Annotated in this window: 24 protein-coding genes; 12 read left to right on the plus strand and 12 right to left on the minus strand. The window is 65.9% G+C overall.

Features of this window, described 5'->3' with window-relative positions; translation table 11 throughout:
* The first annotated feature begins 191 nt into the window (after nucleotides 1-191).
* The 9 genes from DSAT_RS09485 (at nucleotide 192) to metW (ending at nucleotide 6945) form a co-directional block, all read left to right on the plus strand.
* Nucleotides 192-1046: an amino acid ABC transporter permease gene (locus tag DSAT_RS09485; protein ID WP_020887285.1), complete on the plus strand. Its 855-nt coding sequence runs from the start codon at nucleotides 192-194 to the stop codon at nucleotides 1044-1046.
* A gap of 2 nt (nucleotides 1047-1048) precedes the next feature.
* Entirely contained in the window at nucleotides 1049-1837 is a 789-nt protein-coding gene (locus tag DSAT_RS09490; protein ID WP_020887286.1) for an amino acid ABC transporter ATP-binding protein, read from the plus strand.
* Nucleotides 1838-1906: 69 nt separating this feature from the next.
* A complete protein-coding gene (locus DSAT_RS09495; protein ID WP_020887287.1) occupies nucleotides 1907-2725 on the plus strand; it encodes a transporter substrate-binding domain-containing protein in 819 nt (272 codons plus the stop codon).
* A gap of 48 nt (nucleotides 2726-2773) precedes the next feature.
* Nucleotides 2774-3682 carry an amino acid ABC transporter permease gene (locus DSAT_RS09500; protein ID WP_020887288.1) on the plus strand — a complete coding sequence of 303 codons (909 nt, stop codon included), beginning with the start codon at nucleotides 2774-2776 and terminating at the stop codon, nucleotides 3680-3682.
* A 98-nt stretch (nucleotides 3683-3780) separates the two neighbouring features.
* On the plus strand, nucleotides 3781-4035 hold the full coding sequence (locus DSAT_RS09505; RefSeq protein WP_020887289.1) for a glutaredoxin family protein: 255 nt from the start codon (nucleotides 3781-3783) through the stop codon (nucleotides 4033-4035).
* A gap of 138 nt (nucleotides 4036-4173) precedes the next feature.
* Complete coding sequence (locus DSAT_RS09510) at nucleotides 4174-4530, plus strand: ferredoxin-thioredoxin reductase catalytic domain-containing protein (RefSeq protein ID WP_020887290.1); 357 nt, start codon at nucleotides 4174-4176, stop codon at nucleotides 4528-4530.
* 32 nt (nucleotides 4531-4562) lie between these two features.
* Nucleotides 4563-5075, plus strand: a complete 513-nt coding sequence (locus DSAT_RS09515; protein WP_020887291.1) for a hypothetical protein — start codon at nucleotides 4563-4565, stop codon at nucleotides 5073-5075.
* An 84-nt stretch (nucleotides 5076-5159) separates the two neighbouring features.
* The gene (gene metX, locus DSAT_RS09520) at nucleotides 5160-6347 is read left to right on the plus strand and encodes a homoserine O-acetyltransferase MetX (RefSeq protein ID WP_020887292.1); all 1188 of its coding nucleotides are present in this window, start codon (nucleotides 5160-5162) and stop codon (nucleotides 6345-6347) included.
* On the plus strand, nucleotides 6337-6945 hold the full coding sequence (gene metW / locus DSAT_RS09525; RefSeq protein WP_020887293.1) for a methionine biosynthesis protein MetW: 609 nt from the start codon (nucleotides 6337-6339) through the stop codon (nucleotides 6943-6945). Before metX ends, metW begins: the two co-directional genes overlap by 11 nt.
* 303 nt (nucleotides 6946-7248) lie before the next feature.
* Here the strand turns inward: metW and DSAT_RS09530 are convergent, their stop codons facing one another.
* The 6 genes from DSAT_RS09530 to DSAT_RS09555 all read right to left on the minus strand — a co-directional run bounded on the left by DSAT_RS09530 (nucleotide 7249) and on the right by DSAT_RS09555 (nucleotide 13023).
* Nucleotides 7249-8418, minus strand: a complete 1170-nt coding sequence (locus DSAT_RS09530) for an aminotransferase-like domain-containing protein (RefSeq protein ID WP_020887294.1) — start codon at nucleotides 8416-8418, stop codon at nucleotides 7249-7251.
* A gap of 94 nt (nucleotides 8419-8512) precedes the next feature.
* Nucleotides 8513-8920 (minus strand): type II toxin-antitoxin system HicB family antitoxin, encoded by a 408-nt coding sequence (locus DSAT_RS09535; protein WP_020887295.1) that lies wholly within the window; start codon nucleotides 8918-8920, stop codon nucleotides 8513-8515.
* A gap of 26 nt (nucleotides 8921-8946) precedes the next feature.
* Nucleotides 8947-9180, minus strand: a complete 234-nt coding sequence (locus DSAT_RS09540) for a type II toxin-antitoxin system HicA family toxin (RefSeq protein ID WP_020887296.1) — start codon at nucleotides 9178-9180, stop codon at nucleotides 8947-8949.
* Nucleotides 9181-9217: 37 nt separating this feature from the next.
* Nucleotides 9218-10648, minus strand: coding sequence for a sigma-54-dependent transcriptional regulator (locus DSAT_RS09545; RefSeq protein ID WP_020887297.1), 1431 nt, complete (start codon nucleotides 10646-10648; stop codon nucleotides 9218-9220).
* Nucleotides 10641-12359 (minus strand): two-component system sensor histidine kinase NtrB, encoded by a 1719-nt coding sequence (locus tag DSAT_RS09550; RefSeq protein ID WP_152490281.1) that lies wholly within the window; start codon nucleotides 12357-12359, stop codon nucleotides 10641-10643. The genes DSAT_RS09545 and DSAT_RS09550 overlap by 8 nt, the downstream gene beginning before the upstream one ends.
* 196 nt (nucleotides 12360-12555) lie before the next feature.
* Nucleotides 12556-13023: a Spy/CpxP family protein refolding chaperone gene (locus DSAT_RS09555; RefSeq protein ID WP_084712802.1), complete on the minus strand. Its 468-nt coding sequence runs from the start codon at nucleotides 13021-13023 to the stop codon at nucleotides 12556-12558.
* 258 nt (nucleotides 13024-13281) lie between these two features.
* On the opposite strand from DSAT_RS09555, the gene DSAT_RS09560 reads away from it, so the two are divergent.
* Entirely contained in the window at nucleotides 13282-13548 is a 267-nt protein-coding gene (locus DSAT_RS09560; RefSeq protein WP_020887300.1) for a NifU family protein, read from the plus strand.
* Between the two features lie 61 nt (nucleotides 13549-13609).
* The gene (gltX, locus tag DSAT_RS09565) at nucleotides 13610-15004 is read left to right on the plus strand and encodes a glutamate--tRNA ligase (RefSeq protein WP_020887301.1); all 1395 of its coding nucleotides are present in this window, start codon (nucleotides 13610-13612) and stop codon (nucleotides 15002-15004) included.
* A 302-nt stretch (nucleotides 15005-15306) separates the two neighbouring features.
* Here gltX and DSAT_RS09570 read toward each other — a convergent pair whose 3' ends face one another.
* The 3 genes from DSAT_RS09570 to DSAT_RS09580 form a co-directional block, all read right to left on the minus strand.
* A complete protein-coding gene (locus DSAT_RS09570) occupies nucleotides 15307-16017 on the minus strand; it encodes an SAM-dependent methyltransferase (protein WP_020887302.1) in 711 nt (236 codons plus the stop codon).
* Nucleotides 16018-16141: 124 nt separating this feature from the next.
* Nucleotides 16142-16414 carry a CD3324 family protein gene (locus DSAT_RS09575; protein ID WP_020887303.1) on the minus strand — a complete coding sequence of 91 codons (273 nt, stop codon included), beginning with the start codon at nucleotides 16412-16414 and terminating at the stop codon, nucleotides 16142-16144.
* Nucleotides 16415-16604: 190 nt separating this feature from the next.
* Nucleotides 16605-18131 (minus strand): ATP-binding cassette domain-containing protein, encoded by a 1527-nt coding sequence (locus DSAT_RS09580; RefSeq protein WP_020887304.1) that lies wholly within the window; start codon nucleotides 18129-18131, stop codon nucleotides 16605-16607.
* Nucleotides 18132-18215: 84 nt separating this feature from the next.
* Between DSAT_RS09580 and DSAT_RS09585 the strand changes: the two genes are divergently transcribed.
* Nucleotides 18216-19145, plus strand: a complete 930-nt coding sequence (locus DSAT_RS09585) for a fatty acid desaturase family protein (protein WP_020887305.1) — start codon at nucleotides 18216-18218, stop codon at nucleotides 19143-19145.
* 50 nt (nucleotides 19146-19195) lie between these two features.
* Here DSAT_RS09585 and DSAT_RS09590 read toward each other — a convergent pair whose 3' ends face one another.
* From DSAT_RS09590 to DSAT_RS09600, 3 genes are read right to left on the minus strand one after another with little or no spacing between them, the layout of a single operon-like run.
* The gene (locus DSAT_RS09590) at nucleotides 19196-20650 is read right to left on the minus strand and encodes a YihY/virulence factor BrkB family protein (protein ID WP_020887306.1); all 1455 of its coding nucleotides are present in this window, start codon (nucleotides 20648-20650) and stop codon (nucleotides 19196-19198) included.
* 14 nt (nucleotides 20651-20664) lie between these two features.
* Entirely contained in the window at nucleotides 20665-24486 is a 3822-nt protein-coding gene (locus tag DSAT_RS09595; protein WP_020887307.1) for an AsmA family protein, read from the minus strand.
* Nucleotides 24487-24520: 34 nt separating this feature from the next.
* Nucleotides 24521-25648: an NAD(P)/FAD-dependent oxidoreductase gene (locus DSAT_RS09600; RefSeq protein ID WP_020887308.1), complete on the minus strand. Its 1128-nt coding sequence runs from the start codon at nucleotides 25646-25648 to the stop codon at nucleotides 24521-24523.
* Between the last annotated feature and the right edge of the window lie 57 nt (nucleotides 25649-25705).

A 25705-nucleotide genomic window follows, 5' to 3' on the forward strand; every position in this document is an offset into this window, starting at 1 on the left:
GCTCGCAACGGCGCCCACGGTCTGCGTGGACCGGGCATGCAGGCGCGTCCGCGCCATTTCTGGGAGGAACGATCCATGCGCAGAATCGGCTGCCTGACCATCCTGGGCGGCAAGCAGTTTTTCATCACCGGCTGCACCGAACCCTCGGGCCCGGGAGACAGCGACGGGCCGAAAGGCCCCGGCCGTGACGCATGAACGCCCGCACCCCCACTCCCTTCTCCTCGCCCGCCCCCGATTCGCCGATGCCGCGCTCCGTATGCAAGGCCGAGGCGCTATGGCGCGTCCTGCCCGATCTCGCGACCTTCGTGGCGCTCGTCGCGATCGTGACGCACGGCCTTTTGGAGGGCGCGCGAAACCTCGGCTACCACTGGCAATGGTACGCGGTGCCGCGCTTCATCCTGGAGACGGGCGAGGCCGGTCTCACGGCCGGACCGTTGCTTTCCGGTCTCGCCCTGACGCTTTGGATCGCCGCCCTGGCCCTGCCGTTGAGCTTCGTGATCGGCCTTTCGGCCTGCCTGCTCTCGCTTTCGAATTCCTTCACCGGCCGTCTGGTGGCGCGCTGCTATCTGGAGACCGTGCGTAACACTCCGCTCCTGATCCAGATATTCGTCGTCTATTTCGTCTTCGCGCCGCTTTTGGACATGGACCGGTTCTGGGCGGGCGTGATCGCCCTGGCCCTGTTCGAGGGGGCCTACGCCTCGGAGATCATGCGCGCGGGCATCGTCTCGCTGCCGCGCGGCCAATGGGAGGCCGCCTACAGCCTGGGACTCTCCACCCGCCAGGCCTACGCCAGGGTCATCCTGCCCCAGGCGCTTCGCCGTGCGCTGCCGCCGCTGACCGGCCAGACCGTGGCCCTGGTCAAGGATTCGGCGCTCTTGTCCATCATCTCGATCTTCGAGTTGACGTTTCAGGCGCAAAAAATCGTCTCCGACACATTCATGACCTTCGAAATATGGTTCACGGCGGCCGCGCTCTATCTGATCGTGACCTGCACCCTCTCGGCGCTCTCGCGGGCCCTGGAGAGGCGCGTGCGCGTGGAGGCTTGAGCATGGCGTTTCTGGTCGAACGAACCGAACCCGCCCGGCCCCCGGCCAAGCCGCTTGGCCCGGTCGTCGTCTCCGTGCGGGGCGTGCGCAAGTCTTTCGAGCGTGGGCAGTGCGCCTTGTGCGGGGTGGACCTCGACGTGCGTCAGGGCGAGGTGGTGGTGGTTATCGGCCCTTCGGGCTCGGGCAAGTCCACGCTCTTGCGCATGATAAACGGCCTGGAGAGCCCTGACGCGGGCCGGGTCGTCGTGGATGGGATCGATGTCGAGGCATCGCGCGCGAACCGCGATCTGGTGCGAAGGCGGGTGGGCATGGTCTTTCAGCATTTCAACCTCTTTCCGCACCTGAGCGTGCTTGAGAACGTGAACCTCGCGCAGCGGCTGGCCCAGGGCAAGAGCCGGGCCGAGGCCACGGCTGCTAGTCGCGAATTGCTCGACCGCGTGGGACTCTTGGACAAGGCGGACAGTTATCCCTCGGCGCTCTCCGGTGGGCAGCAACAGCGCACGGCCATCGCTCGGGCCCTGGCGCTTCGGCCCAGGATCATGCTCTTCGACGAGGCCACGAGCGCCCTCGATCCGGAAGTCATCGGCGAGGTTCTGGAGGTCATGCGCGGCTTGGCCGCAGAGGGCATGACCATGATCGTCGTGACCCACGAGATGGGCTTCGCCCGCGAGGCCGGGGACCGCATCGTGTTCATGGACCAGGGCGCGGTAGTGGAGGAGGGTATGGCGGCCGAATTCTTCCTCGCCCCGCGCGAGGAGCGCACCAGACGCTTCCTGAGCCAGATCCTCTAGGCAAATCGTCCGGACGCGCGACGCATACGCCGTGCGTCCCGGAATCAGACGTACGACAAGGAGAACGACATGAGACGCACGACTATCATCATCGCCTGCCTGCTGGCCATTCTCGCGGCGCTGCCCGCCATGGCCGACGTGCGGCGCGACCTGACCGAGGCCGGGACCATGGAGCAGGTCTTTCGGCGCGGCGTGTTGCGCGTGGGCATGGACATCTTCGAGCCCTGGGCCATGAAAGACAAGAACGGCGAGTTCATCGGCTTCGAGATCGACGTGGCCCGGCGGCTGGCCGGGGATCTCGGGGTCAGGCTCGAACTCGTGCCCACCAAGTGGGACGGCATCATCCCGGCGCTTTTGACCGGCAAGTTCGACGTCATCATCGGCGGCATGAGCATCCGGGCCGATCGCGCCAAGAAGGTCAATTTCACCATCCCATACGACGTCTCGGGCATGTCTATCGTGGCCAACACGCAGCGCCTGCCCGGCAAGACGCGTATCGAGGATTTCGACGACCCCTCCGTGACCGTGGCGGCCCGCGCGGGCACCACGGCGGCCAAGGCGGCCGAGAAATTCCTGCCCAAGGCCAAGCTGCTGCTCTTCAACGACGAGCCGCAGGCCGTACAGGAAGTGCTCTCCGGCCGCGCCCAGGCTTTCGTCTCCATGGCGCCCAAACCCGCCTTCGAGGCCATCGCCAATCCCGGCAAGCTCTATCTGCCCTTTTCCGGCACTTTCACCAGCGAGCCCAACGCCATGGCCCTGCGCAAGGGCGATCCCGACTCCCTGAATCTGCTGGACTCCTGGATCAGGGCTGTGGAGGCCGAGGGCTGGTTCAAGGAGCGTCGCCGGTATTGGTTCGAAACCCGCGACTGGGCGGATCAGTTGCCTTAGTGAAGGAACGGGCAGACCGTTAGCGGTCTGTGGAATGAGCCGACAGATATGCAGCCACTGACCAAAGTCCGTTCCACCAAGCTCGATGCCGTACTCCTGCCGCTATTGGCCGCAGTAGCGGGCTATGTGGTTTGGCTCTTCGCCGTGGACCTGGACTACCAGTGGCGCTGGTCCTCGGTGCTGACCATGTTCGCGCGGCGCGATCCCGAGACCGGGGCGCTCGTGGCCAATATCCTGACTCAGGGGCTTTTGACCACGCTCAAGCTCTCGGTCTGGTCCATGGGGTTGGCCCTGATCGTCGGCACGCTCATGGGCGTGGCCGGATCGGCCGTAGCCGGTCCGGGCCGCCGCCGGGGGCGGCTCTTTTGGCGGCTCGTCGCGGGCAGCTACGTGACCTTCGTGCGCAACACGCCGCCGCTCGTGCTCATCTTCCTCTTCTACTTCTTCATCGGCGACCAGATCATGGCCTGGCTCGGCGTGGAGGATATGGCGCGCGGGCTCTCCGCCCCCTGGCAGGAGACGCTGGCCTTTTGGGCCGCGCCGCCCGCGCGCTTCACGGCCTTCTGCTCGGCCGTACTCACCCTGGCGCTCTACGAGGGCGCCTACATTGCCGAGATCGTGCGCGCAGGCATTCTCTCCGTGGAACGCGGCCAGTGGGAAGCGGCCTACGCGCTCGGCCTCTCGCCGCGCCAGAGGTTGGTGCGCGTGGTGCTGCCGCAAGCATTTCGGCGCTCCGTGCCCTCCCTGGCCGGGCAGTTCATCGCCACCATCAAGGCCTCGTCCATCGTCTCGGTCATCTCCATCCCGGAGCTGACCTTCCAGGCCATGGCGGTCATGGCTTCGACCTCGCGCGTCTACGAGGTCTGGCTGACCGTTTTCGCCTGCTACCTGGCCCTTTGCCTCTCGCTCTCCCTTGCCTCGCGGCGGCTCGAAGCGTGGTTCGCGCGGCGGGGATGACCCGCCCCGGCGCGCAGAAGCGTGTTGACATGGCGCGGCAAGCCGATACGATGCCCCATTCTTCCATACATTGACAGATCACAAACGAGGAACAGCGAATGCCTACGGATTCCATAAAGTTCTGGGGACTTACCACCTGTATCCACTGCAAGAAGGCCAAGCAGTTCCTCGACGACTGCGGGGTGGCTTACGAACTGACATACGTGGACAAGCTCGAAGGCGACGAGCGCAAGCAGACCATCGAGGAAGTGAAAAAGCACAACTCCGCCCTGTCCTTTCCCACCATACTGGTGGGCGACACGGTGGTCGTGGGCTTCAATGAGGCCGATCTGAAGGCCGCACTGAAGCTATAGTCGAGAGAAGAAAGGAAAGGGAGCGGCTGACCGCGCCCGAATACGCCCAGGTACGCAAACGTACGCGCTGATCAGCCGATCCGGATGCGCCCGCTCGCAAGAGACGCACGGGTGCTGCCGGGGCAGGGGGGTATCTTCATGGACGCCAAGGAACTCTACGCCAGGCTCAAGCCCTTGCAGGAAAAGCAGGGTTTCCTCTTTAATCCTGACGAGTCCTACACCATGCCACTGCTGGAAGGGCTTTTGGTGAACAAGGAGCGCTACGGCTACATGGCCTGCCCCTGCCGCTTGGCCACTGGGCAGTACGACAAGGACCGCGATATCATCTGTCCCTGCGCCTACCGGGCCGACGACGTGGCCGAGTACGGGGCCTGCTACTGCGCGCTCTACGTCTCCGAAGCCTACCGCGACGGCAGGATCGAGAGGCGCACCGTGCCCGAGCGACGTCCGGCGGACAAGGTCCAGGAAGCTTTCGAAGCCGCGCTCGGTTGTTGACCGGGCCGCATCCATCCCGCAGGAGGCCGTCCGTGTCCAGGCTCGTTTCCTTCCTTGCGCGTCCGTTTTCGGGCCGCTCGGCCATCGTCCTGTTCAATCTGGCGATCATGGCCATCGCCTTCGACATCCTGTGGGACATGGTGCCCCTGGTCCTAAGCGCCGCCGACGACATCGACGAACTCGAACGAGTTTCCGACGGCCTGGGCACGATCCTCATCGCCTACGGCGTGCTGGCGGAGGAGCGCGAATCGCTGATGAAGTTCGCACGGCTCTATCCGGCCATGCTTTCGCCCGTGCAGGAGCGGCTGGACCATCTGAGCCACGGCTACGGCATGTGCTTTCTGGTCATCGGCCTGTTCATGGAGATGGGCGTGCAACTGGTCAAGATCCCGGACGCCATCCTCGACACGCAGGGGCTCGAAGCCCTGATCTTCGGCGTGAACGCCTTTTTCATCGCCCTGACCCTGGCGCTCATGACGCGTTTCACCTGGCGCGTGCTACGCGCGAAGGCCCAGGCGCCGGCCGTCGCCCCGGCCGAGGCCTGATGCCGGAAGTACTCGCGTGTTCAAGCTCCGTTTTCGCCGTCCGGGCTTGCAGCCTGGGCGCGGCATGGCTATGACGACGAAATCATGAGCGAATACGACGTCACTTCCCTTGTCGGCGGTTCCGTGGGGCGCGTGGAGAAGCGCTTCGCCACCCTGGCCGAACCGCCGCACACCCTGCGCCTGGAATGCGGCCGCGAGATCGGCCCCGTGACCCTTGCCTACGAGACCTGGGGCGAGCTTTCGCCCGAGGGCGACAATTGCGTGCTCGTTTGCCACGCCCTGACCGGCGATTCGCACGCCGCAGGCTACTACACTAGCGAGGACCAAAAGCCCGGCTGGTGGGATATCATGATCGGGCCGGGCAAGCCCATAGACACCGACAGATATTTCGTGGTCTGCTCCAACGTGCTGGGAAGCTGCATGGGCTCCACCGGCCCGGCCTCCATCAAGCCCGGCACGGACGAATTCTGGGGCATGGATTTCCCCATCGTGACCATCGGCGACATGGTCGAGGCGCAGCGGCTGCTTCTCGATAACCTGGGCGTGAAGCGCCTGCTCTCGGTCGTGGGCGGCTCCGTGGGCGGCATGCAGGTGCTCGAATGGTCGGTGCGTTATCCCGAGCGCGTGGCCTCGGCCATCCCCTTGGCCACCACCTGCGAGCACTCGGCCCTTGCCATCGCCTTCAACGAGGTCGCGCGCCAGGCCATCATGGCCGATCCCGCCTGGAACGAAGGGGCCTATCACGGCGGGCCCTTCCCGGATTACGGCCTGGCCGTGGCGCGCATGGTCGGCCACGTGACCTATCTTTCCGACGAGGCCATGCGCCGCAAGTTCGGCCGCAACCTTCAGGATCGCTGCAGCCTGACCTACCGCTTCGAGCCCGAATTCCAGGTGGAGAGCTACCTGCGCCACCAGGGCCGCAAGTTCACCGAGCGCTTCGACGCCAACACCTTCCTCTACCTGACCAAGGCGGCCGACTACTTCAGCCTGGCCCAGGCCTGGGGCGGCGGCTCGCTGACCCGCGCCTTCTCGCGTGCCGCCTGCCGCTATCTGGTGGCCTCGTTCACCTCGGACTGGCTTTATCCGACCTACCAGTCGCGGGCCATGGTCCAGGCCATGAAGAAGAACGGCCTGCAGGTCAGCTTCTGCGAGATCACGGCCGACCTTGGGCACGACGCCTTCCTGCTGCCCAGCGCCCGGCTCAACTCCCTGATCACGGGCTTTTTGACGGACACTCTGGCCAGGGTGCGGGAGGGCGGCGATGCGCTTTGATCTTTCGGTCATCGCCCAGTGGGTGGAGCCCGGCGCGCGGGTTTTGGACCTTGGCTGCGGCGCGGGCGTGCTGCTCGATCATCTGACGCGCGAGAAGGGCGTGCGCGGCACGGGCGTCGAGATCGACGAGGAGAAGGCCTCGGCCGCCATCGCCAAGGGTCTCACCGTGCTGCACGGCGACATCTTCGCCGAGATCGCGGACTACCCGGACCAGTCCTTCGACTACGTGATCCTCTCCCAGACCCTGCAGCAGGTCTACGAGCCAGCCCGGCTCATCGGCGAGATGCTGCGCGTGGGGCGGCGGGGCATCGTCAGCTTCCCCAACTTCGCGGTCTGGTACAACCGCCTGATGTTCCTGCTTCTGGGCCGCGCGCCCGTCTCGCGCGAACTGCCCTACGAGTGGTACGACACGCCCAACATCCGGGTCATCCCGATCAAGGATTTCCGCCGTTTCTGTCGCAAGAAGGGCTTTGCCGTGCGCCGCGAGGTGACCATCACCACGCACCACCACGAAGAAGAAGGGCGAGTGGTGACTTTCCTGCCCAATCTTCGCGCATCCTACGGCATTTACATGCTCGAACGCTTTGCAGAGCGCTGAAAAGGCGCCGTCTGCGGCGTTGCTGCGAAAGCGCCGATCCCTCGTGTATATCTTTATACACGTCGGGCCCGGCGCTTTCTTGCGCCTTGCATCCGACGCCTTTTGAGCGCTCTGGCCGATGCTGAAAAAGCGTCGTCTGCGGCGTTGCTTCGAACCGGTCAAACCCTCGCGTATTGGCAATACGCGTCGGCTTCGGCGCTTTCGGAGCGCTCTGAGGAGTGGCGTTGCAAAAATATCGAGCCCGGCGGGAGGATGGTTCTCCCGCCGGGCTCGTTTTTGATGTGTGGTCGAAAAGGCGTGCGGCTACAGCGCCTCGCGCAGGCACGCGCCCAGGCGCTTGATGCCCTCGTTGATGCGCTCGGGCGTGGAGTTGGAGAAGTTCAGCCTGAAGGCGTTGTCCGTGCCGTCCACGTAGAAGGGCCTGCCCGGCACGAAGGCCACGTTGCAGGCGATGGTCTTCTCGAAGAGCGCCGACGCGGAGACGCCCTCGGGCAGTTCGCACCACAGGAACATGCCGCCCTCGGGCCGCGAGGCCGTGACCTCCACGGGAAAGTGCTTCTCGATGGCCTCGACCATGCAGTCGCGGCGCTCGCCGTATTCCTTGCGGATCAGCGCGATGTGCTCGTCGAGGTCGGTGTCCGCCAGGAAGCGCGCCAGCACGCGCTGCGTGAAGGTGGAGGTGTGCAGATCCGAGGCCTGCTTGGCCGTGACCAAATGATGCATGAGCGCGGGCTTGGCAGCGATCCAGCCCAGCCGCAGCCCCGGAGCCACGATCTTGGAGAACGAGCCCATGAGCACGGCCCGCTCGTCGTCGAAAAAGGCCCGCACGGGCGGCATGTCGTGGCCCAGGAAGCGCAGTTCGCCGTAGGGGTTGTCCTCCAGCAGCACCGCGTTCGAGGCGGCCAGCAGGCGGGCGGCCTCCTGGCGCGTGGTTAGATCCCAGGCCGTGGAGGAGGGGTTCTGGAAGGTCGGCACGACGTAGAAGAGACGCGCGCCTTCCTCCAGGCGCAGGGCGAGTTGTTCGAGGTCCGGCCCCGAGGGGGTCAGGTCCACGGTCGAGAATTCCACGCCGAACATGGAGAAGCACTGGATGGCTCCCAGATAGCCCGGCCGCTCGATGAGCACGGTGTCGCCCTCGTCGAGCAGGGTCTTGGCGATCAGGTCCAATCCCTGCTGCGATCCCGAGGTGATGAGGATTTCCTCGGGCGGGATGTCCAGGCCCCATTTTTCGCGATAGCGGCGCGAGATGAACTCGCGAAGCGGAGGAAAGCCCTCGGTGGTGGAGTATTGCAGCGCCTGCGGCCCGGCCTCGTCGAGCACGGCCTGGGTCGCTTCGGCGAAGCCGCGCACCGGGAAGTGGTCGGGGCTTGGCAGGCCGCCCGCGAAGGAGATGACCTCGGGCCGTTGCGTGACCTTGAGGATTTCGCGGATGTAGGACCGTCGGACATTGGCCATGCGCCGGGAAAATTGCATAGGGCGTCTCCGGATGAAGGCGAATGACGCGGAATCTGCACCGGCCCCGCGCGAAAGGCAAGCGGGATGTTTGCCCCGGCCGGGCCTGAAGTCCTCAGGCGTCGGGATTTTTGCCGCGCGCGGCGGCCTTGAGGGCGCTGTCCACGATGAAGGCGGAGCGGGTCATGCCGCGTGACTTGGCCGCCCGGTCGATGATGTTGCGCACGTAGACCGGCATGGTGACGTTCACGGGGCGGGCCTTTTTTTCCAGGAAGGAGAGGTCGATCTCCACCATGACCACGGCCCCGTCCCTGGCCTCCTCGCTGGCGAGGACGACGTCAAGGGGAGAGGGCGGGGGGGGCGCGTTCTCGGTGTCCTCGAAGAAGAGCTCGACCGCTTCCTGCGCGCCGGTCTCAAGTTCTTCCATGGTGTCGCCAGCAGTGAAGGATCCGGGAAAATCGGGGATGGTCGCGCTGAATCCGGGCGTGTCCGGGTCGGTATGCACGATGATGGGATACTTCATGGCTTTTCCTCGCTGCCGTTGGCCGGTCATTGCTGGAGTGTGACGCCCGACTGGCGTTCGATGTTGCGCAAGGTCCCCTTCTTGATGTCCTTTCGGGGATCGGGAACGATGGTTGTTCGTCCGTCGGGATGGCGCATCTTGAGGTGGCTGCCTTTCTTGGCGACTTGCTGAAACCCGGCCTGCTCCAGCTTCCTGATCACCTCGCGGCTCGTCATGCGGGAAAGATACGCATTATGCGCATTGCGGTCAAGGACGCGCATGCCTATGCATTGTGACACAGGGCGGCGGCCTGAAGGCCTATCTTCGCAGCAAACCGTACTTCTTGAGCTTGTATTGCAGCGTGCGGCGGCTGATGCCCAGAGCCTCGGCGGTCTTTTCGCGGTGGCCGCCGTGGACCGCCAGCGCGCGCTCGATGGCCTCGCGCTCCACGTCGTCCAGCGAGCCCGAGCCCCGCGCTCCCAGTTCGCGCAGCGAAGCGAGACCCCCCCCGGACGGACGATCCGCACCCACGTCTTTTCGCGTGCGGCCCTGATCCGGCGCAGCCTCGCCCAGCCCACCCCAGGCGCGCACGATCTGCGGCGGCAAAAGGTCCGGGGTCAGGGTGTCGGCCCGGGCCAGGATCAATGCGCGTTCGAGCACGTTCTCCAATTCGCGCACGTTGCCCGGCCAGTTCCAGGAGAGCAGTGCATCCAGGAACGCGGGCGAGGGCTCGCGCACCTGCTTGCGGTTCTTTTCGCCCAGCTTGCGTAGAAGATGTGCGGCCAGAAGCGGAATGTCGTCGGGCCGCTCGCGCAGCGGCGGGATGGTCAGTTCCAGCACGGCCAGCCGGTAGTAAAGATCCTCGCGGAAGCGTCCGGCCTGGGCCTCGGCCTTGAGGTCTCGGTTGGTGGCGGCCAGAATGCGAACGTCCACGGGCACGGGCTTGACCCCGCCCAAGGGCTCGATCACGCGCTCCTGCAAGGCGCGCAGGAGCTTGGCCTGCAAGGCCTGCGGCAACTCGCCCACCTCGTCCAGAAAGATCGTGCCGCCGTCGGCAAGCTGGAAGCGGCCGGGTTTGTTGCTCACCGCGCCGGTGAAGGCCCCCTTGACGTAGCCGAAGAGTTCGGATTCCAGGAGGTCGCCGGGCAGGGCCGCGCAGTTCACGCGCACGAGCGGCCCGCGCGAGCGGTGGCTGGCCTGGTGCAGCATCTCGGCCACGAGCTCCTTGCCCGTGCCGGACTCGCCCTGGATCAGCACCGTGGCCTCGGCCGGGCCCACCTGGGCGATGACCTCGCGCAGGCGGTCCATGGACGGGCTTTGCCCCACCAGCACCGGGCCTTCGCTTCGGCCCTCGCGCAACAGGGCGTTCTCGCGCACCAGCCGGGCGAAATCGTAGGCCCGCTCCAGCACGGCAGCCAACTCGTCGTTGTCCACGGGTTTGGTCAGGTAGTCGTGCGCGCCGTGCTTCATGGCCTCCACTGCCGCGCCCACCGAGCCGAAGGCCGTGAGCATGATCACCGGCAGCCCCGGCCGCTGGGCCATGATCTCGGCCAGCACGGCCGAGCCGTCCATGTCCGGCATGCGCATGTCCAAAAGCACCACGTCCGGGTTGACGCTCAAAAGTCGGGCCAGCCCCTCGCGGCCGCCGCCAGCTTCTTCCACGCGCCAGCCCTTGTCCGTGAGCACCGCGCCGAGCATCAGGCGATGTCCCGGCTCGTCATCGATGACCAGCACCGTGCGTTCAGCCATGGTTCTCGCTCCCCTCGGCCGCTGCGTTCAAGATGATGTGCGCGCGCGTGCCTTCGTCCGGCGCGCTTTCGATCTCCAGCCGCCCGCCCCAGGATTCCACGATTCCCTGGACGATGGACAGCCCAAGGCCCGTGCCGCCCTGCCGGGTGGTGAAGAACGGTTCCAGCGCCCGTTCACGCTCGGTCTCGTCCATGCCCCGGCCGTTGTCGGCCACGGTCAGGCGCGTAAGCGGGCCTTCCCGCGTGGCCAGGATGCGCACCGTGCCGCCGTGTTCGGGCAGCGCGGCCAGGGCGTTCAGCACCAGATTCAGGAGCACCTGGGAAAGGCCGTCGGCATCGGCCAGCACGGCCGCGTCCTCGACTTCGACGTTGATTTCCGCCCCGTGCTCCTCGGCGTCCAGTGCCAGGAGCCTGGCCACGTTCTCGGCAGCCGCGCGCACCGGCACGGCCGAAAGGCTCTTCGCCCTGGGCCGGGCCAAAAAGAGCAGGTCGGTGATGACCTTGTTCAGGCGGTCGGCCTCGCGCACCATGGTCGCGGCGTAGTCCTCGTCGGGCTTTTGTCCGGAGAGTTTTTTGGCGAAGAACTGGGCGAAGCCGCGCAGCGAGGAGAGCGGATTTCTGACCTCGTGCGCCACGGCCGCCGCCATGCGGCCCACGGCGGCCAGCTTCTCGGCGGACTTCAGCCGCTCCTCCAGGGCCGATTCGGCGGTGCGGTCGCGCAAGAGCATGATGCGCCCCCGGCCCTCACCCGGTTCGCCCAAGGCGCGTGCGATGATCTCCAGACGGTGGCCGCCTGCCATGGCCGTGCGCGCCGCCTCGTCGGACGCGGCCGCCTCGGGCAGGACGTCGCGCACGTCGCGGCCGATGAGTTCCTCGGCCGGACGGCCCAAAAGGGCGAGCGCGCTTTGGTTGGCGGCGTCCACGCGGCCCTCGCCGTCCAGGGTCAGGAGGCCGTCGGGCATGGTGTCCAAGAGGCGGGAGTTGAAGCGTTCCAGCCGCGCCAGGCGTTGGCCCGTCTCGCGCCGCCGCGCGTAGGCGCTGGCCAGGAATAGGAACAGGCTCGACGCCAGAAGGATGAAGCCGGTCTGGTACATGGCCGCGCGCGTCTCCTCGGCGGAGATGCGCAGGTATTCCTCGGCCCCAAGGCCGAGGGCGAAATGGACGGTTTCCGCTTCGGCGGGTGTGCAGCCCAGCGCCGGATCGATGGAGCACAGTTGCGAAAGCGGTCGCGCGGCGCGTTCGAGCGAAAGAAAGACGCGACGCTCGCCCATGGGGACGAAACCGTGCCAGGGCTGGCCAGCGGCCATGGCCGCAAGGGCTTCGCGGGGGATTTTGGGCGGTCCGCCCATGTCCTGCTCGCCGAAGGCGACGAGCGGCCGACCGTCCGCCGTGACCAGGCCAAGCCAGCGCACGTCGCTGCCTTGCACGGTCTCGCGGAAGAATTCGTCGGCCAGGGGGCCAAGTCCCAAAAAGCTTTTGTCGGGCGGGGGTTCGCGCTGGCCGAGCCTTGGGCCGCGCTCGTCATGGCGTTCCGGGCCGGGGTGCGGCATGGCCGGGCGCAGGCGTCGCATCAGGTGCACCTGCACCCCGCGCGAGACGACCCCGGCGGTCAGGGTCAGGTGGCGGTCGAGAAGCTCCTGCTGGCGGCGGACGCCGTCCCAGGCCATGAAGATGAGACTGGCCGCAACGACGAGCATGGCCGCGACGGCCATGACGCCCGCGGCTCCGCTTCCTTTATTTTCGGCCTGGATATCCATGGGGGCAAGTTTGTAGCCCGCTTCGGGGGCTTTTGGCTAGAGCGCTTGCGCCCCCCGAGGGGGCCGGGTCCGGCGGAGGCGTCGCCGGACCCGGCAGGGGCGTGTGTGTGAGGCATCAGGGGATCAGGAAGGCAAGGTGAGATTTGGTTGGTTAGCCGCGTCCGCCAGGGCCGCCGGGGCCGCCGCGCTTGCCGAAGGTCGGGCCGTCGCAGTCGCATCCGCCGCCGCGTCCGCCGCGCTTGCCGCCGCGTCCGCCGAAGGCCGGGGCGTCGATGCCGGCGTCTTCGAGCTTCTTGGTCAGAACTTCACGTTCGGCAAAAGCCTTGGCGCGCAGGTCCTTCATTTCGGCGACCAGGGTCTGGATGCGCTTGGGGTCGTTGCCCTGCAGGGCGTCGAGTTCGGTCTGCCTGGCCCACATTTCCTGGCGCAGTTCGAACATCTTCTTCTGATGCTCGTCCATGATGGTTTCGAAGGCCTGCTGCTGCTCGGGCGTCATGACTACCGGACCGCCGCCGAAGCCGGGGCATCCGCCGTAGCCGGGGCCGCGCGCGAAGGCGTTGGTGGCCAGAAGGCCCGCCAGCATGGCGGTTACGGCCAGGATGGTAAGAGTGCGTTTCATGTCGATCCTCCTCATGACGCTGGTGGTGATGTGTGTGGCGTCGTTCATGCCTGCCCTTTAGCGAGACCCGTGCCAAACGTGAAAAAGTATTTAAATCAAAGTGTTGAGTGGAGATGGCGGTACGACGTCCGGGCGTAGTTGTGCAACATGTTGCACTAGGTATGTGTATGTATTTGCACAAGGTGCATGCACAGCCCCGTCGCGTTGACAACGCCCGGTCGAGGGGCTACCCACTGCCGACCGGAACGGAGGTGCGCCATGCGCGAGAAGGTTGAAGCCGCCCTGGAGAAGATCAGGCCGCATCTGCGGCGCGACGGCGGCGACGTGGAGCTTGTCGAGATCACGGCCGAGGGAGTGGTGCGCGTGCGCCTGACCGGCGCGTGCAAGGGTTGCCCCATGTCGCGGCTCACGCTTCGCAACGGCGTCGAGAAGGTCGTGCTCAAGGAAGTACCCGAAGTCGTGGCCGTTGAAGCCGTGCAAGACGACGCGCCGACCGCGTCTACGAGTTGCTGCCCGTCCGCGTAGCGGTCGAGCGGACGCCCGCGCCGAACCGTCACCCATCATCATCGAATTTTTGAGGATACCCATGAGCGAGATCGTCACCCGTTTCGCCCCGAGCCCCACGGGCTACCTGCACGTAGGCGGCGCGCGCACGGCCATTTTCTCCTGGCTTCTGGCCCGCAGCCAGGGCGGCAAATTTCTTCTGCGCATCGAGGACACCGACCGCGAGCGCTCCACGCCCGAGGCCACGCGGGCCATTCTGGACGGCATGGCCTGGCTTGGCCTTGAGCACGACGGCGAGCTCGTCTACCAGTCCGAGCGCGGCCACATCCACAACGCGGCCGTGGATGCCATGCTCGAAGCGGGCACGGCCTACTGGTGCGAGTGTACGCCCGAAGAGGTCGAGGCCATGCGCGAGAAGGCCCGCGCCGAGGGCAGGAAGCCCAAGTACGACGGCCGCTGCCGCGAGCGCGGGCTCGGCCCCGGACCGGGCCGCGTGGTGCGTCTCAAGGCCCCGCTCGATGGCGTCACGTCCTACGACGACATGGTCAAGGGACCGATCAGTGTGGCCAACGAGGAGATGGACGACCTGATCCTGCGCCGCTCCGACGGCTCGCCGACCTACAACCTGGCCGTGGTCGTGGACGACTCGGACATGGGCGTGACACATGTGCTGCGCGGCGAGGACCACATCTCCAACACCCCGCGCCAGATCCAGATCTACCGCGCGCTCGGGATATCCGCGCCGCGCTTCGGCCACGTGCCCATGATCCTCGGTCCGGACAAGAAGAAGCTTTCCAAGCGCCACGGCGCGACCTCGGTGGTGGAGTACGACGCACAGGGCATCCTGCCCGAGGCCATGCTCAATTATCTGGCCCGCCTGGGCTGGTCGCACGGCGATCAGGAGATATTCTCGCGCGAGGAACTTATCCGCTGCTTCAGCATCGAGAATCTGGGCACCTCGGCCGCGGTCTTTGACATGGACAAGCTCTTGTGGCTGAACAGCCACTACATCAAAGAGTCGAGCCCCGAGCGGCTGGCCGACCTCTTGCCGCGTCATTTTGAGGCCCTGTCGCTGCCCGTGCCCGAGCGGGAGGCGCTTTTGCGCGTCATCCCGCACTACCAGCCGCGCGCCAAGACGCTCGTCGAGTTCGTCAGGAATTCGGCCTTCTTCTTCGTGGCGGACGACGCGCTTATCTACGATCAGGCCGCCGTGGCCAAGTTCCTGACCCCGGAGGCCAGGGAGCGGCTGGCGCAGATGCGCGGGATGCTGGCCGCGCTGCCAGACTTCGGGGAGGAGACGGTGGAGCGAGCCCTTGGCGAGTACGTGGCCTCCTCGGGCGCGAGTTTCAAGGTCATCGCCCAGCCGCTGCGCGTGGCGGTCACGGGCTCCACGCAGAGCCCGGGCCTGCACCAGACGCTGGCGGCGCTGGGCCGCGAAAAGACCCTGGCCCGCCTCGACCGCGCCCTGAAACTGTAAGCCCGGTTTCGCCGGGCCCAGGCTGTTGAAAAAGTCCCATCTGCTGCGTTGCTGCGAAAAGCTCAAATCCTCGTGTATTGCAAATACGCGTCGACCTTGAGCTTTTCTTGCGCCTTGTATCTGGGCCTTTTTGAACAGCCTGGAAAAAGGGGTTTGTCAACAATCTCGGGAGCCTGACCTGATCGGTCAGGCTCCTTTTTTCTTCGACGGTGGCGTGTGCTTCGTGTGCAGCGCGACTAGTCCGTTGCTGCGCGCAGCAGCGTGGGCGGATGATGCACGCAGTCCTCAGTGCGGGGCGAAGGTCAGTTTTTTCTGCCTATCATTTGAACAATGTTGAAATACTTCCCCGCGCCAGCTTCCATCATGGGGATGTCGCTCTGGGCATGGGGGTTTGGGGATTGCAGCCATTCGTCCCAAGCCTGTTCGCATGAGTCCATCTCGCGGAGTTCGGTGATCGTAATGCCGGGTTCTTTTTCCCATAGCGCCCGCCACCAGCCGCAGGAATAGAAATACCACTCCGGCGTCCAGAAGGGCCGGATTTCTTCCGGCAACTGTCCTTCGGGGAAATCGTGTGTGAACCCAGGCACGGCAATCGCCACGAGGCCGCCTTTCTTCACAAAAGGCAGGAGCTTCGGCAACATGGTTTCGTTATTGCCAAAGTACTGATATGAATCCACGCTTATGATCATATCAAAGTACTCATGTGCAAACGGAATCTCCTTCGTCGCATCAACCAGAAGGGGAAATATCTTCGAATCGAGTCCCAAGCTTGCGAAGCGTTTCGCGTTTTCGCTGGGGTGAATCCACAAATCAGCCGCGAACACTGTCACATCATATTTTTCCGCAAGCAGGATGGAAGAGATTCCCATTCCGCAACCCAGGTCAAGAATACGCATGCCTCGGGAAATAGGGAGAGAGTTTGCCATTTCTTCCATAATGCGCATGGCATTCGGTCCCATCATGGTGTCCAGAAGAAAGGTCATGTCGTAGTTGTCAGTAAAAGGTGTGCTCATGGTATTCTCCTCATGGCTGATGTTTGCTTGAGGGCACGCTATGCTGCATGACGACGGAATGCACCCCACCTTTTGTTTCAGAAAAGAGAAAGCGCCCTGAATCGGATCAGGGCGCTTTCGGATGTCAGCTGTTTTTGCCAACGTTGAGGATCTTGTATATAGACTTTGTCGACAGGAAGTATTGATCGGCCAGTTCGGCAGCAGAGCATCCCGCCAGGTGTTTGTCCAGAATTTCTCTGTTCCTTGCCTGACGAGTCTTCCTGGTCTCCGTCCGTGCACCCCATGGCAGCTTGTTGTCCGCTTTCCGTGGGATGTAAATGTATTCACCGTCTATATACTGTTGGACCGCCCTCAATAAGGAGTGCGGCAAAACATCGTTCGCCTTCTTATAGCTCATCATGCTCCTCCTAATTGGTATCAGGATCGAGCAAGAGCTATTGCCTAATGCCTCAGGTCGTTATGCAATAGCCCTTGCTATGCATGACGAACCGAATCAAATTGATTACGCATAAGCTTCCCTGTTGGTGTTAAAGTTTTCCGGATGGTATGCCTGTTCGCCATCGTGGTCAACGGTGCGAACGGCGAAGCTATCTTGCCGCCAGTGGTCTCAGGCGCAGGACGTTGCCGACGGCCTTTGGCAGGTCGTCGTCGTGGTGCGTGGCAAGGACCAGGGTGGTGTGCGCGGACAGGCGGTCGAGGGTGGCGAGCATCGCCGCGCGGCTCGCCGCGTCCAGGCCCGCGAAGGGCTCGTCGAGCAGCATGAGCCTGGGCCTGCCCGCCAGCGCCCTGGCCAGCAGCACCCGCCGCGCCTGCCCGCTGGAAAGCTCGGTGATCGGCCGCTCGGCCAGTTCGGCAAGGCCCAACTCGCCGAGCACGGCCACGGCCCTGGCCGTCTCCTCGGGAGTTTGCGGCGCGTGCAGCCCGATGTGGCCGCGAAGCCCGGAGATCACCGCCTCAAGCGCGGTCACGGGCCGGTCGTGCGCCACGTGCAGGTCGAAGGAGACCAGGGCCGCGCGCCGCCGGATGGCCCACAACGACAGCGGCGCGAAGCTGCCAAAGCGCCCCACGCGGCCCGCGGCCGGGTGTAGATCGCCCGCCGCGAGCGCCAGGAGCGTGGATTTGCCAGCGCCGTTCTCTCCCACCACGGCCCAGTGTTCGCCCGTGCGCACGCGCCAGGAGAAGTCCGCAAGCGCGGCCGCGCCGCCGCGTAGCACCGTGACGCGCTCAAAAGCCAACAGGAAGTCCCCGCCGCCGCGCGGGGCTGGTTCATGCTCCGCGGCGGCCATGGTCTTTTCCAGCCTTTCTTCGGCCTGCCGCCCCGGCTGCGGCTGGCGCGAACGGCCTTTGCGCGGCGCGGGGAAGGCCAGGGCGATGGCCTCGTCCGGGCCGCCGGAAAAGACGATGCGGCCAGCTTCAAGGATCAGCCCGCCATCGAGCGGCAGGGCTTGGGCCTCCTCGGCCCGGTGCGTGGCCGCGAGCAGGGCCGTGCCCGCCCCGGGCAGCCGCGCCAGGATGTCGAGCATGGCCTGACGCGCCTGCTTGTCCAGGCCCTCCAGGCATTCGTCGAGCAGCAACAGGCGCGGCTCCATGGCCAGAGCCCGGGCCAATAGCACCCGCCGCTGCTGCCCCTGCGAGAGCCGCGAGAGAGGCGCTTCGGCCTTGTCGCCAAGGCCCACGAGACCGAGCGCGGCCCGCGCGACCTTGTCCTGTCCGGCCGTGACAGGGCCGTAGGCCAGCGGCGCGTTGAAAAAGCCCGAGACCACGACCTGCGCGACGTCCGGATCGGCCTCGGCCCGCGCGTACCAGAGCTGCTGCTCGGCCGAGACCATGGCCGTGCGCTCGCGAAAGCCGATGGGCGAGACGCGCGGCTCGCCGGAGGCGTGCGGCCCGTCCCAGGCGTCGCGGTACAGCCGCGCGCCCTTGCTGGGCCAGATGTCGCCGCGCACGAGGGAAAGGAAGGTGGATTTGCCTGCGCCGTTGCTGCCGAAGATTCCCCAGGACTGGCCGGGCCAAAGCTCCCAATCGATGCCCGAGAGCGCGGGCCGTCCCGCGCGCAGGACGTAAACCCCGGCCAGGGAGACGAGCGGCGCGGGTGTCCGGAGTCCGTCGGTCATGCGGCCTCCCCGGCGCGAAAGACGGCACCGGCCGTACGCCGTGCAGCTTGACGCTCACGCGGCTTTGCGCGAAAGAATGATTGTATGGAATACCGCATACCCACCCTTGCCAACGCGGCCGTGGCCACGATCCTGCTCGGACTGAACGCGCTCATGTTCGTGATCGTTCCTCTCGTTCTCGTGCCGTCGAGCGCCTGGTGGCTGCTTGTGCTCCTGCCCTGCGCCCTGGCCACGAACAGCATGTGGTTTCTGGCGCACGAGGCCTTTCACGCCAATCTCATGCCGGGCAAGCGGCTCAATGAAGTTCTCGGGCGGGCCCTGTGCGTCTGCCTTTTCGTGCCTTTCGTGGTCGTGCGTTTCGGCCACCTGCAGCACCACCGCTTCAACGGCGCACTCGTGGACAGGCCGGATCTGTACGACGCCAACCGTACCTGGCCGCCGCTGGCCTGGATCGGCTACTATTTCCAACTCATAGGCGGCTTTTATCTGCAAGAGGCCCTGAGCTTTTTCGTCTTCCTGCTGCCGCGGCGGCTTATTCCCAAGGCCGTGCGCGCCGGGCTTTCGGCCTATGACGAGGGCTCGGCCCGGATCCGCGATCTGGCCGCCACGACCTTCGCCAAGCCCGAGATAGTGCGCGCCGCGCGCGTGGATCTCGTCCTGGCCCTGGCCCTGCACGGCCTGGCGCTGTGGCTGTACGGGCCGTGGTGGTGGGCGTTCGCGCTGGCGGTGGCGCTTCGCGCCTTCATGGTCTCGTTCGCCAACAACCTGCCGCACTACGGCACGGGCACGGCGGACGTCAAATACGCCCTCAACCTGCGCCTGCCGCGCGCGGTCAATTTTTTGCTCCTCAACTTCTACTGCCACCGGGTGCATCACCACGACCCCCGCATCCCCTGGACGCGGTTGCCGCGCGTCATGCGCGAGCAGGGCATGGAGTTCGACGTCGGCTACATGCAGGCGGCCAGGGCGCAGTTCAAGGGGCCCATCGCCCTGAACGCCCTGAACGGGCGTTAGAGAACGTTTTTTCGGAAAATGGTGTCCGCCGTGCGGCCAGGATGCGCCAATCAGGTCCTTTCCGAGGGCTTGAGCCAGTCGCAGCCGTGGCCGCCGGGCGCGCGGCAATGCTCGGTCCACAACTCCTCCAGGCTCGCGTTGGCCGGGGTCTCTTCCGCGCCTTTGAAGACATCGGCGAACAGCGAATGTACGAAGTCGTAGCGCGGGTCGATGAAGTCCAGGCCGCGCCCCGACACTCCTTCACCGCGCGAGAGCGCCCGGATGACCGTGCTCACGCGCGTCTCGGCCGGGTCGCTGCCCAGGGCGAAGGTCCGGCCCTCGTCCTCGTCGTGCAGGCGCACCGCGAATCCACCCGCGCACAGCGTCTCCATGACCTCGTTGATGGTGCGCACGGGCACGCCCAGGTCGTTGGCCGCGCTTTCGATGGTCAGGGGCCTGCGGGCGTTTTTGAAGGCGTCGGTGAGTAAGAGGAGCATCAGGATGGCCGCCTTCATGCGGCCTTCGAAGCTCACATGGCCCGCGCGCACCTCGCTCTGGAAGGATTTCATGTTTTGCAGCGAGAAGCTGATCTCCGCGCCGAGCAGCACGATGACCCAACTGATGTACAGCCACAAAAGGAAGATGGGGAACTGCGCGAAGCCGCCGTAGATGGCGTTGTACTTGGCGATGCCCACCTGGTAGGTGACGTAGGTGTACTGGGCGATCTGCCACATGGTGCCCGCGATCACGCCGCCGGCCAGGGCGCAGGAGAACCTGACCCGGGTGTTGGGCATGAAGGCGTAGAGGAATGCCAGGGCCAGCCAGATCATGACGTAGGGCATGGCCTTGAGAATGTTCAGATAGAGGTAGTTGAAGGCCGAGACGGACAGGATGCGCTGCACGAAGGCGTCGCTTTCCAGGCTCACGGTCACGGACAGGCCGATGAAGAAGAAGAGCGGGCAGATGAGGGTCACGGAGAAGAAATCCGTGAATTTGCGCCAGGGGCTGCGACCCTTGGAGACGCCCCAGATCTGGTTCATGGCGCTCTCGATGGTGGACAACAGCGAAAGCGCGGTGACGAAGAGCAGCAAAAGGCCCATGTAGCCGAGCGTCTTGACGTCGGTGGCCTGCACGTAGTTCAGGATCAGGTCCACCATGTCCTCGCGCTCGGCCGTGAGCTGCATGAGCAGGTTGCGCACGGTATCGGTGTGCTGCAGGCCGAGCGCCTTGGATATGGTGAAGGCCACGGCCAGGAACGGCGCGATGGAGAGTGTGGTGGTGTAGGACAGGGCGGCGGCGCGCAAAAGGCAGTTGTCGCGCAAAAAGCCGTGGACCACGAGGTAGAGCCAGCGCAAGACCGCCACCGCGCCCCGGCGCTGGCGCGTTTCATCGGAGAAATCCATGACCCAGATGTCGCGCGTGAGCAGCGTCAGAAGGCGTTTGGCTCGTTCCCCCAGGGATTCGCCGCGTCCGTTGCCGCTGGGCTTGTCATTTGCGCCGTGGCTTTTGCCGTTGTCGTCCGCCATTTTTTTGCTCCGGTTCAAGGGATGATGGCGTCGAGAATGCGGAAGGGCAGCGTCACCGCGTCCTTGATGAGGCCCGTGGCCGTATCGAGGATGGCCGCGCCGGTGTTGACCTCCACTTTCACGTCTTCCCACGGCCCGCGAATGGCCACGGGGATCGTGGCCACGCCCAGCGCCGTGACGGTTACGCGGTAGTCCACTTCCTCCCGCACCAGGTCCGTGCCGCCCTTGCCCACGGCCTTGTAAGTCCAGGGCTGGTCCAGGAGCACCTCCACCGTGCCCACCACGCCGTCCTCCACCACGATGTCCGCCCCGGCCGTGGCGAAGGCCGTGGCTGCCTCGGGCCGCACCGTGCCGCGCGCCTGGGCCAGGGCCTTGGCCGTGGCTGGATCGGGGATCAGTTCGGTGATCGAGGTTTCGACCTTGTCGCCGCGTGGCTTGGTGAAAAGCAGCCAGCCGTTGCGCGAGTCCATGCGGACCTTGCCGTTCATGTTCTCCAAAAGTTCGTCATTGGTCGCGCCAAGGAATGAGACGTGCCCTGCGAGCGTGGTCACGCCGCCCGCATAGGGAGCGTCGGCCATGCTCACCAGCAGTTCTCCGAGGTTGAAGTTGCGGCCCGTGAAGTCGATGTCCAAAGCCATCATGCCGCCCGAGACGCGGTTTCTGACCACGGCTTCGAGAGGCCCCTCGCAGACCACGGCGGAGAAGGGCTTGACCAGGATGTCGCCGTCTTCGCCCGAGAGTTGTAGGCGGATGTTGCGGCCCGGTATTCCGTAGATGGAGAAGGCGTCGAGCGCGAGCCTGCCCTGGGCCGAAATGCCGCTGAGGAATTCGATGGGCAGTTCCACGGGGCCGCTGTCGTCGCCCTGCTCGTCGGGCGCGCGCGGGGCGCGGTAGCGGTCCACGTGCAGTTCGCTCCCCGTGAGGTCGAAGGCGATGTTCAGGGGATCGAGGCTCTTGATGGTCACACTGCCCGCAAGGGTGGTCTGGTCCAGGCGCAGGTCGAGGTTCGTGAACACCAGGGTGTTCTGGCCGTGGGCGAAGTCGAAGCCGAGCCGGGCGGCGGCCAGTACCGAAGGGTCGCGGGTGGGGCGCGGTTTGCCCTGCAGTCCCTCGATGACGGTTCTGGGCGTGAACGGAGCCACGTCCAGGCGGCCTCGCCAGGAAACGGCCGTGCCCTGGCCGGTCATGTTGGCGAAGCCCGAGATGGGGATGCCCAGGGCCCGTCCGGAAATATCCGAGAGGGAGAGAGAGTCCTTGCGGGAGTCGTAGTCCAGCCGCCCGGCCGCCGTGAAAGCCTTGTCCGGTCCCTTGAACGCGGGCCACGAACCGTCGAGTCCGAAGCGTCCGCCAAGCAACCTGAAGTCGTCCAGGCTTTGCGGGATGACCAGAGAACCGGAAAGTTCCGTCTGGCCGCGCGGCCCCTCTCCGGGTTCGCGGGCGGTGAGTTTGGCCTTCAGGCCGTAGGCGAAGCCTGGTGCACCCTCGCCGTGCAGCCCGGCTTCCGGGGAAATGTCGAGTGTGGCCGCGAGCAGGGCGATGGGGCGCTCTTCGCCGTCGTGAGGTAGAAGGGCTCCCTGGGAGAGGCGCACTTCGGACGCGGCGCGTAAGGTGTGCAACAGTTCGGCCCTGGTGTCGCCCTCGCCGGAGAGGGTCAGGTTTCCGTCCAGGCGTCCCTTGGCCGGGGGGCGACGGCCAAGGGCGCCAAGCACGAGGGCCGCGTCGAGACCGGTGAGTGTGGCCGTGGCTTCGATCCTGGGCCGCTGGCCGCCCGTGGCGAGCAGGGAGGTCGCCTGGATGCGGCCGCCCAGGGCCAGGGCGTTCAGCTCCGAACGTTTCGCGCCGTTGGCCGCGCGCAGGCGCAGGTCCAGATTGCGGACCACCACCCCCTCGTAGCGCAGCCATTCCGCCTTGATTTCGGCTTGCGTGGCGAGGTCGTGAAAGCGCGCCAGCGCGAGCGGTTCGTCCAAGTCCGCCGCTTGCGCGTCAGGTGCAGCACGCAGAAACGGCCCGTAGCGGTCCAGGTCAAGGCGGTCCACGGCCAGGCTGATTTCGGCGGGAATCTTGCGCAGATCGTCGATCCTGGCAGAAAGGCGGGCTGTGCTCCCATCCAGGACGACCCTACCCTCGCGCACCCTGAAACCGTGCTCGTCACCCGCGCAGTCCAAGTGCAGCGAGGCCGAGGCCAAGCTCGACGCAGGCAACCCCTGGGGCAGGGTCACGCCCGCCACGGCCGCGAGGCGGCGGGGACTGAATTCGGGAATGGCGGCCGTAAGCGTCCAGGCGGCAAGGCTGCCCCTGGCCTCCACGGCGAGAGTGGCCACGGGCTGCTCTCCGGGCAGGGCCGAAGTCTCGTTGGCCCGGGTCGCGGCGTTGACGCTACTATTGCCGTTCGTGGCCGACTGCGGGGGGATGCTGGCCGCGCCGAGCCTTAGATCCGCGAAAATTTCCTCTTCATTGAGCTTGGCGCGAATGTCGCCCCTGAAACGGCCGTTGGCCAGCAGGGCGTCGAAACGCTTGGCACTCAGCACGCCGTCGTGGGCCGAGATGTCCACGGCAAGGTCGCGCAGGATCACGGGCGCCGCTTCCAGATGGGTCACGTCGAGAGTGATGTCCAAGTCCAGTCCTTCGGCGGTGCGGACGAGGCCGCGCAGAACCGATTCGGCCGGGGCGGATGAGGAGGGCGCTGCGAATTCGTCTGCGGGGCCGGGCAGGGGCAGGTCGTCGACGTTCAAGCGGGTGAAGGAGAGGCGGGCCGTGACACCGAGCGGCGCGAAGCGGCTGACCGTGATCTCGCCGCCGCCCTCGGTCGCGCCGGAACGAAGGGCGAGATTGGCGAGCGAGAGACCGTCCGCGCTGGTTGTGAAGTCGAATCCAAGGTGTGCTGCGTCTTTCGAGCGGGGAGGCTCGGCCCCGATCAGGGCGTAGAGCGCGGCAGGCTCGAAGAGGTCGAGGGCGACCGTCCCGGTGGATGCGGGTGAGGCGAGGATATCCGTGACCACGGCCGAGGCGGAAAGCGATGCGCCCGCGCCTTCGGCGGTGAGACTTTTCAGGTCCAGGCGGCCCGTGGCCATGTCCAGGCTGAAGGAGGCGGCGAGGGTGAAGTCGGCGCGTTGACCGTGCGGCAAGAGCGCCTCGAAGGCAACGCTGAGCGCGGACTCCTCGATGACGATCTCGCGTGCCGGGCCGCGTCTGCCCGTGCCGTTCCACTCCAGGCGGCCGTCAAGGGCCTTCATGCGGCCGCTTGGCCCCATCTCCATGTCCGCCGAGGCCGTGGCCGTGAAATGCTTGTCGTGACCTTCACCAATCACGAGCGAACCATTGTGCAACCGTGCGAAGCGGCCCGTGAGGCGGTCGTCCACCTGGGCGCGAAGCCCGCTCAGGTTCAGCCGCTCGACCACGAAACTCCAACGCGCGGCTTCGCCGTCGTCCGTCGTCTCCTCGGAGGGGGCAGAGGGCCGCGAGACATTCCACTCCCCTGCTTCGTTGCGCACCAGCGAAACGGAGACACCTTCGGCGCGCACCTCGCGCACCTGCACCTCGCGCGAAAGAAGCGGCAGGAGGTCCACGCGCACGACCATCCGGGCGAGTCTGGCCGCCGGTTCCTCATCGAAACCCGGGGCGCTCTCCACAACCACGTTGCTGATCTCGATGCCGGGATAGGGCAGAAGCGAGAGGCGAAGTCCGCCGTCGATGCGCACGCCCGCCCCGAGCACCGACTCCAGGGCGCTGTCCAGGCGTCGCATGAACATGTCCGAGTTCAGAAGGCGCGGCGCGGCGGCCAGGAACAGGACCACGGCGAGGGCCGCGAGCCCGAGGATGATCGCCAGACGTTTCATCCGGCCTCGCTGTGGCGGGAAGCGGCGCGTTCGATCATGCGCCGTCCGCGAAGCGGCGCATGAAGCGCCGGTCGATGTGGTCCTTGAGGGCGAAGGCCCATTCGCCAGCCATGGCCACGCCCCACTTGCGGAACAGGGCCTTGCCGCCGCCAAGGTTGAAGAGCAGCAGATAATCCGGCGAGCCTGGAACGAAGGGCGTCAGAGGCCTGCCGTCCAGGGCCGCGGCGAGGTTGGCGGCCAGGACGGGGTTTTGGCGCACGGCGTAGACCCCGACTTTATCCAGGGGGCGCGGCGCGAAGTCGATGCAGTCGCCGCCGCCGAAAATTTCAGGCTTGGCCGGGCTGTTCAGGTATTCGCCCACCAGCAGGCCGCCGCTCGGTCCGGTGGGCAGGCCCGCCGCACGCGCAAGGGGCGAAGGCACGACGCCAAGCGCCAGGAAGGCGGCGTCGAAGGGCAGGACCGCACCATCGGCGAGGATCGCCCGGCCTTCCTCGAAGCGTTCCAGGCGAGGGCCTTCGACGACCGCGATGCCCCGGCGCGAAAAGTCCGCCATGCACAGGGCGCGCAGGCGCTCGCCGTGGCGGCGCAAAAGGCGGTTGCCAGCCAGCAGCGTGACCTTTGGCCGTCCGCCGGCCTTGCGCACGGCGTCGTGGGCGTTGCCCGCCATCTCCACTCCGGCGGGGCCGCCCCCGGCCACGATCACGGCCACCTCGCCGCGTTCGCGGGCCAGGGTTGCCAAACGGTCGCGGGCCTCGATGAGCTTTTCGATGGGCTTCACGCGCCACACGTCTGGCGGTAGGCCGTTCTCCGTGCCGAGCGAGCCGTCAGGTCCAGGCACGCCGCTGCCGGTGTTCAGGGATAAAACGTCGTAGGTCACGGATTGGCCGTTCGTGAGGGAGAGGATCCGTTTGTCGGGGTCGATGGCCGTGATCGCCGCGCGAACGAAGGTTCCGCCGCGCGATTCGACCATGGCGCGTACGGGAAAGCTGATCTCCTCGGGCGTATAGGCCCCGCCCAGCATGCCCGGTCCCATGCCGGAGTAATAGTGGCGGTCGGCCGGGCCCACGCAGGTCACCGTGTGTCCCCTGGACACTATTTCGGGGATGGCCCTGATGGCCATGAGGTGGGCGTGTCCCGCCCCGGCGAGTATGAGATGGGCCATGCGTCATCCTTGGTTCGTCCATCGTCATCATAACCCAATGCAAACGGATCGTGCGTC

Origin of the sequence: Alkalidesulfovibrio alkalitolerans DSM 16529, from assembly GCF_000422245.1 — a bacterium.
In the GTDB taxonomy this organism is placed as follows: Bacteria; Desulfobacterota; Desulfovibrionia; order Desulfovibrionales; family Desulfovibrionaceae; genus Alkalidesulfovibrio; species Alkalidesulfovibrio alkalitolerans.

Coding starts and splice junctions, on each gene's coding strand:
- DSAT_RS09485 (WP_020887285.1), top strand. CDS start 192: ATGAACGCCCGCACCCCCACTCCCTTCTCCTCGCCCGCCCCCGATTCG.
- DSAT_RS09600 (WP_020887308.1), bottom strand. CDS start 25,648: ATGGCCCATCTCATACTCGCCGGGGCGGGACACGCCCACCTCATGGCC.
- DSAT_RS09545 (WP_020887297.1), bottom strand. CDS start 10,648: ATGGCTGAACGCACGGTGCTGGTCATCGATGACGAGCCGGGACATCGC.
- DSAT_RS09540 (WP_020887296.1), bottom strand. CDS start 9,180: ATGCGCGTCCTTGACCGCAATGCGCATAATGCGTATCTTTCCCGCATG.
- metX (WP_020887292.1), top strand. CDS start 5,160: ATGAGCGAATACGACGTCACTTCCCTTGTCGGCGGTTCCGTGGGGCGC.
- DSAT_RS09490 (WP_020887286.1), top strand. CDS start 1,049: ATGGCGTTTCTGGTCGAACGAACCGAACCCGCCCGGCCCCCGGCCAAG.
- gltX (WP_020887301.1), top strand. CDS start 13,610: ATGAGCGAGATCGTCACCCGTTTCGCCCCGAGCCCCACGGGCTACCTG.
- DSAT_RS09560 (WP_020887300.1), top strand. CDS start 13,282: ATGCGCGAGAAGGTTGAAGCCGCCCTGGAGAAGATCAGGCCGCATCTG.
- DSAT_RS09585 (WP_020887305.1), top strand. CDS start 18,216: ATGGAATACCGCATACCCACCCTTGCCAACGCGGCCGTGGCCACGATC.
- DSAT_RS09555 (WP_084712802.1), bottom strand. CDS start 13,023: ATGAAACGCACTCTTACCATCCTGGCCGTAACCGCCATGCTGGCGGGC.
- DSAT_RS09570 (WP_020887302.1), bottom strand. CDS start 16,017: ATGAGCACACCTTTTACTGACAACTACGACATGACCTTTCTTCTGGAC.
- DSAT_RS09595 (WP_020887307.1), bottom strand. CDS start 24,486: ATGAAACGTCTGGCGATCATCCTCGGGCTCGCGGCCCTCGCCGTGGTC.
- DSAT_RS09495 (WP_020887287.1), top strand. CDS start 1,907: ATGAGACGCACGACTATCATCATCGCCTGCCTGCTGGCCATTCTCGCG.
- DSAT_RS09505 (WP_020887289.1), top strand. CDS start 3,781: ATGCCTACGGATTCCATAAAGTTCTGGGGACTTACCACCTGTATCCAC.
- DSAT_RS09510 (WP_020887290.1), top strand. CDS start 4,174: ATGGACGCCAAGGAACTCTACGCCAGGCTCAAGCCCTTGCAGGAAAAG.
- DSAT_RS09590 (WP_020887306.1), bottom strand. CDS start 20,650: ATGGCGGACGACAACGGCAAAAGCCACGGCGCAAATGACAAGCCCAGC.
- DSAT_RS09500 (WP_020887288.1), top strand. CDS start 2,774: ATGCAGCCACTGACCAAAGTCCGTTCCACCAAGCTCGATGCCGTACTC.
- metW (WP_020887293.1), top strand. CDS start 6,337: ATGCGCTTTGATCTTTCGGTCATCGCCCAGTGGGTGGAGCCCGGCGCG.
- DSAT_RS09575 (WP_020887303.1), bottom strand. CDS start 16,414: ATGAGCTATAAGAAGGCGAACGATGTTTTGCCGCACTCCTTATTGAGG.
- DSAT_RS09550 (WP_152490281.1), bottom strand. CDS start 12,359: ATGGCCGTCGCGGCCATGCTCGTCGTTGCGGCCAGTCTCATCTTCATG.
- DSAT_RS09535 (WP_020887295.1), bottom strand. CDS start 8,920: ATGAAGTATCCCATCATCGTGCATACCGACCCGGACACGCCCGGATTC.
- DSAT_RS09580 (WP_020887304.1), bottom strand. CDS start 18,131: ATGACCGACGGACTCCGGACACCCGCGCCGCTCGTCTCCCTGGCCGGG.
- DSAT_RS09530 (WP_020887294.1), bottom strand. CDS start 8,418: ATGCAATTTTCCCGGCGCATGGCCAATGTCCGACGGTCCTACATCCGC.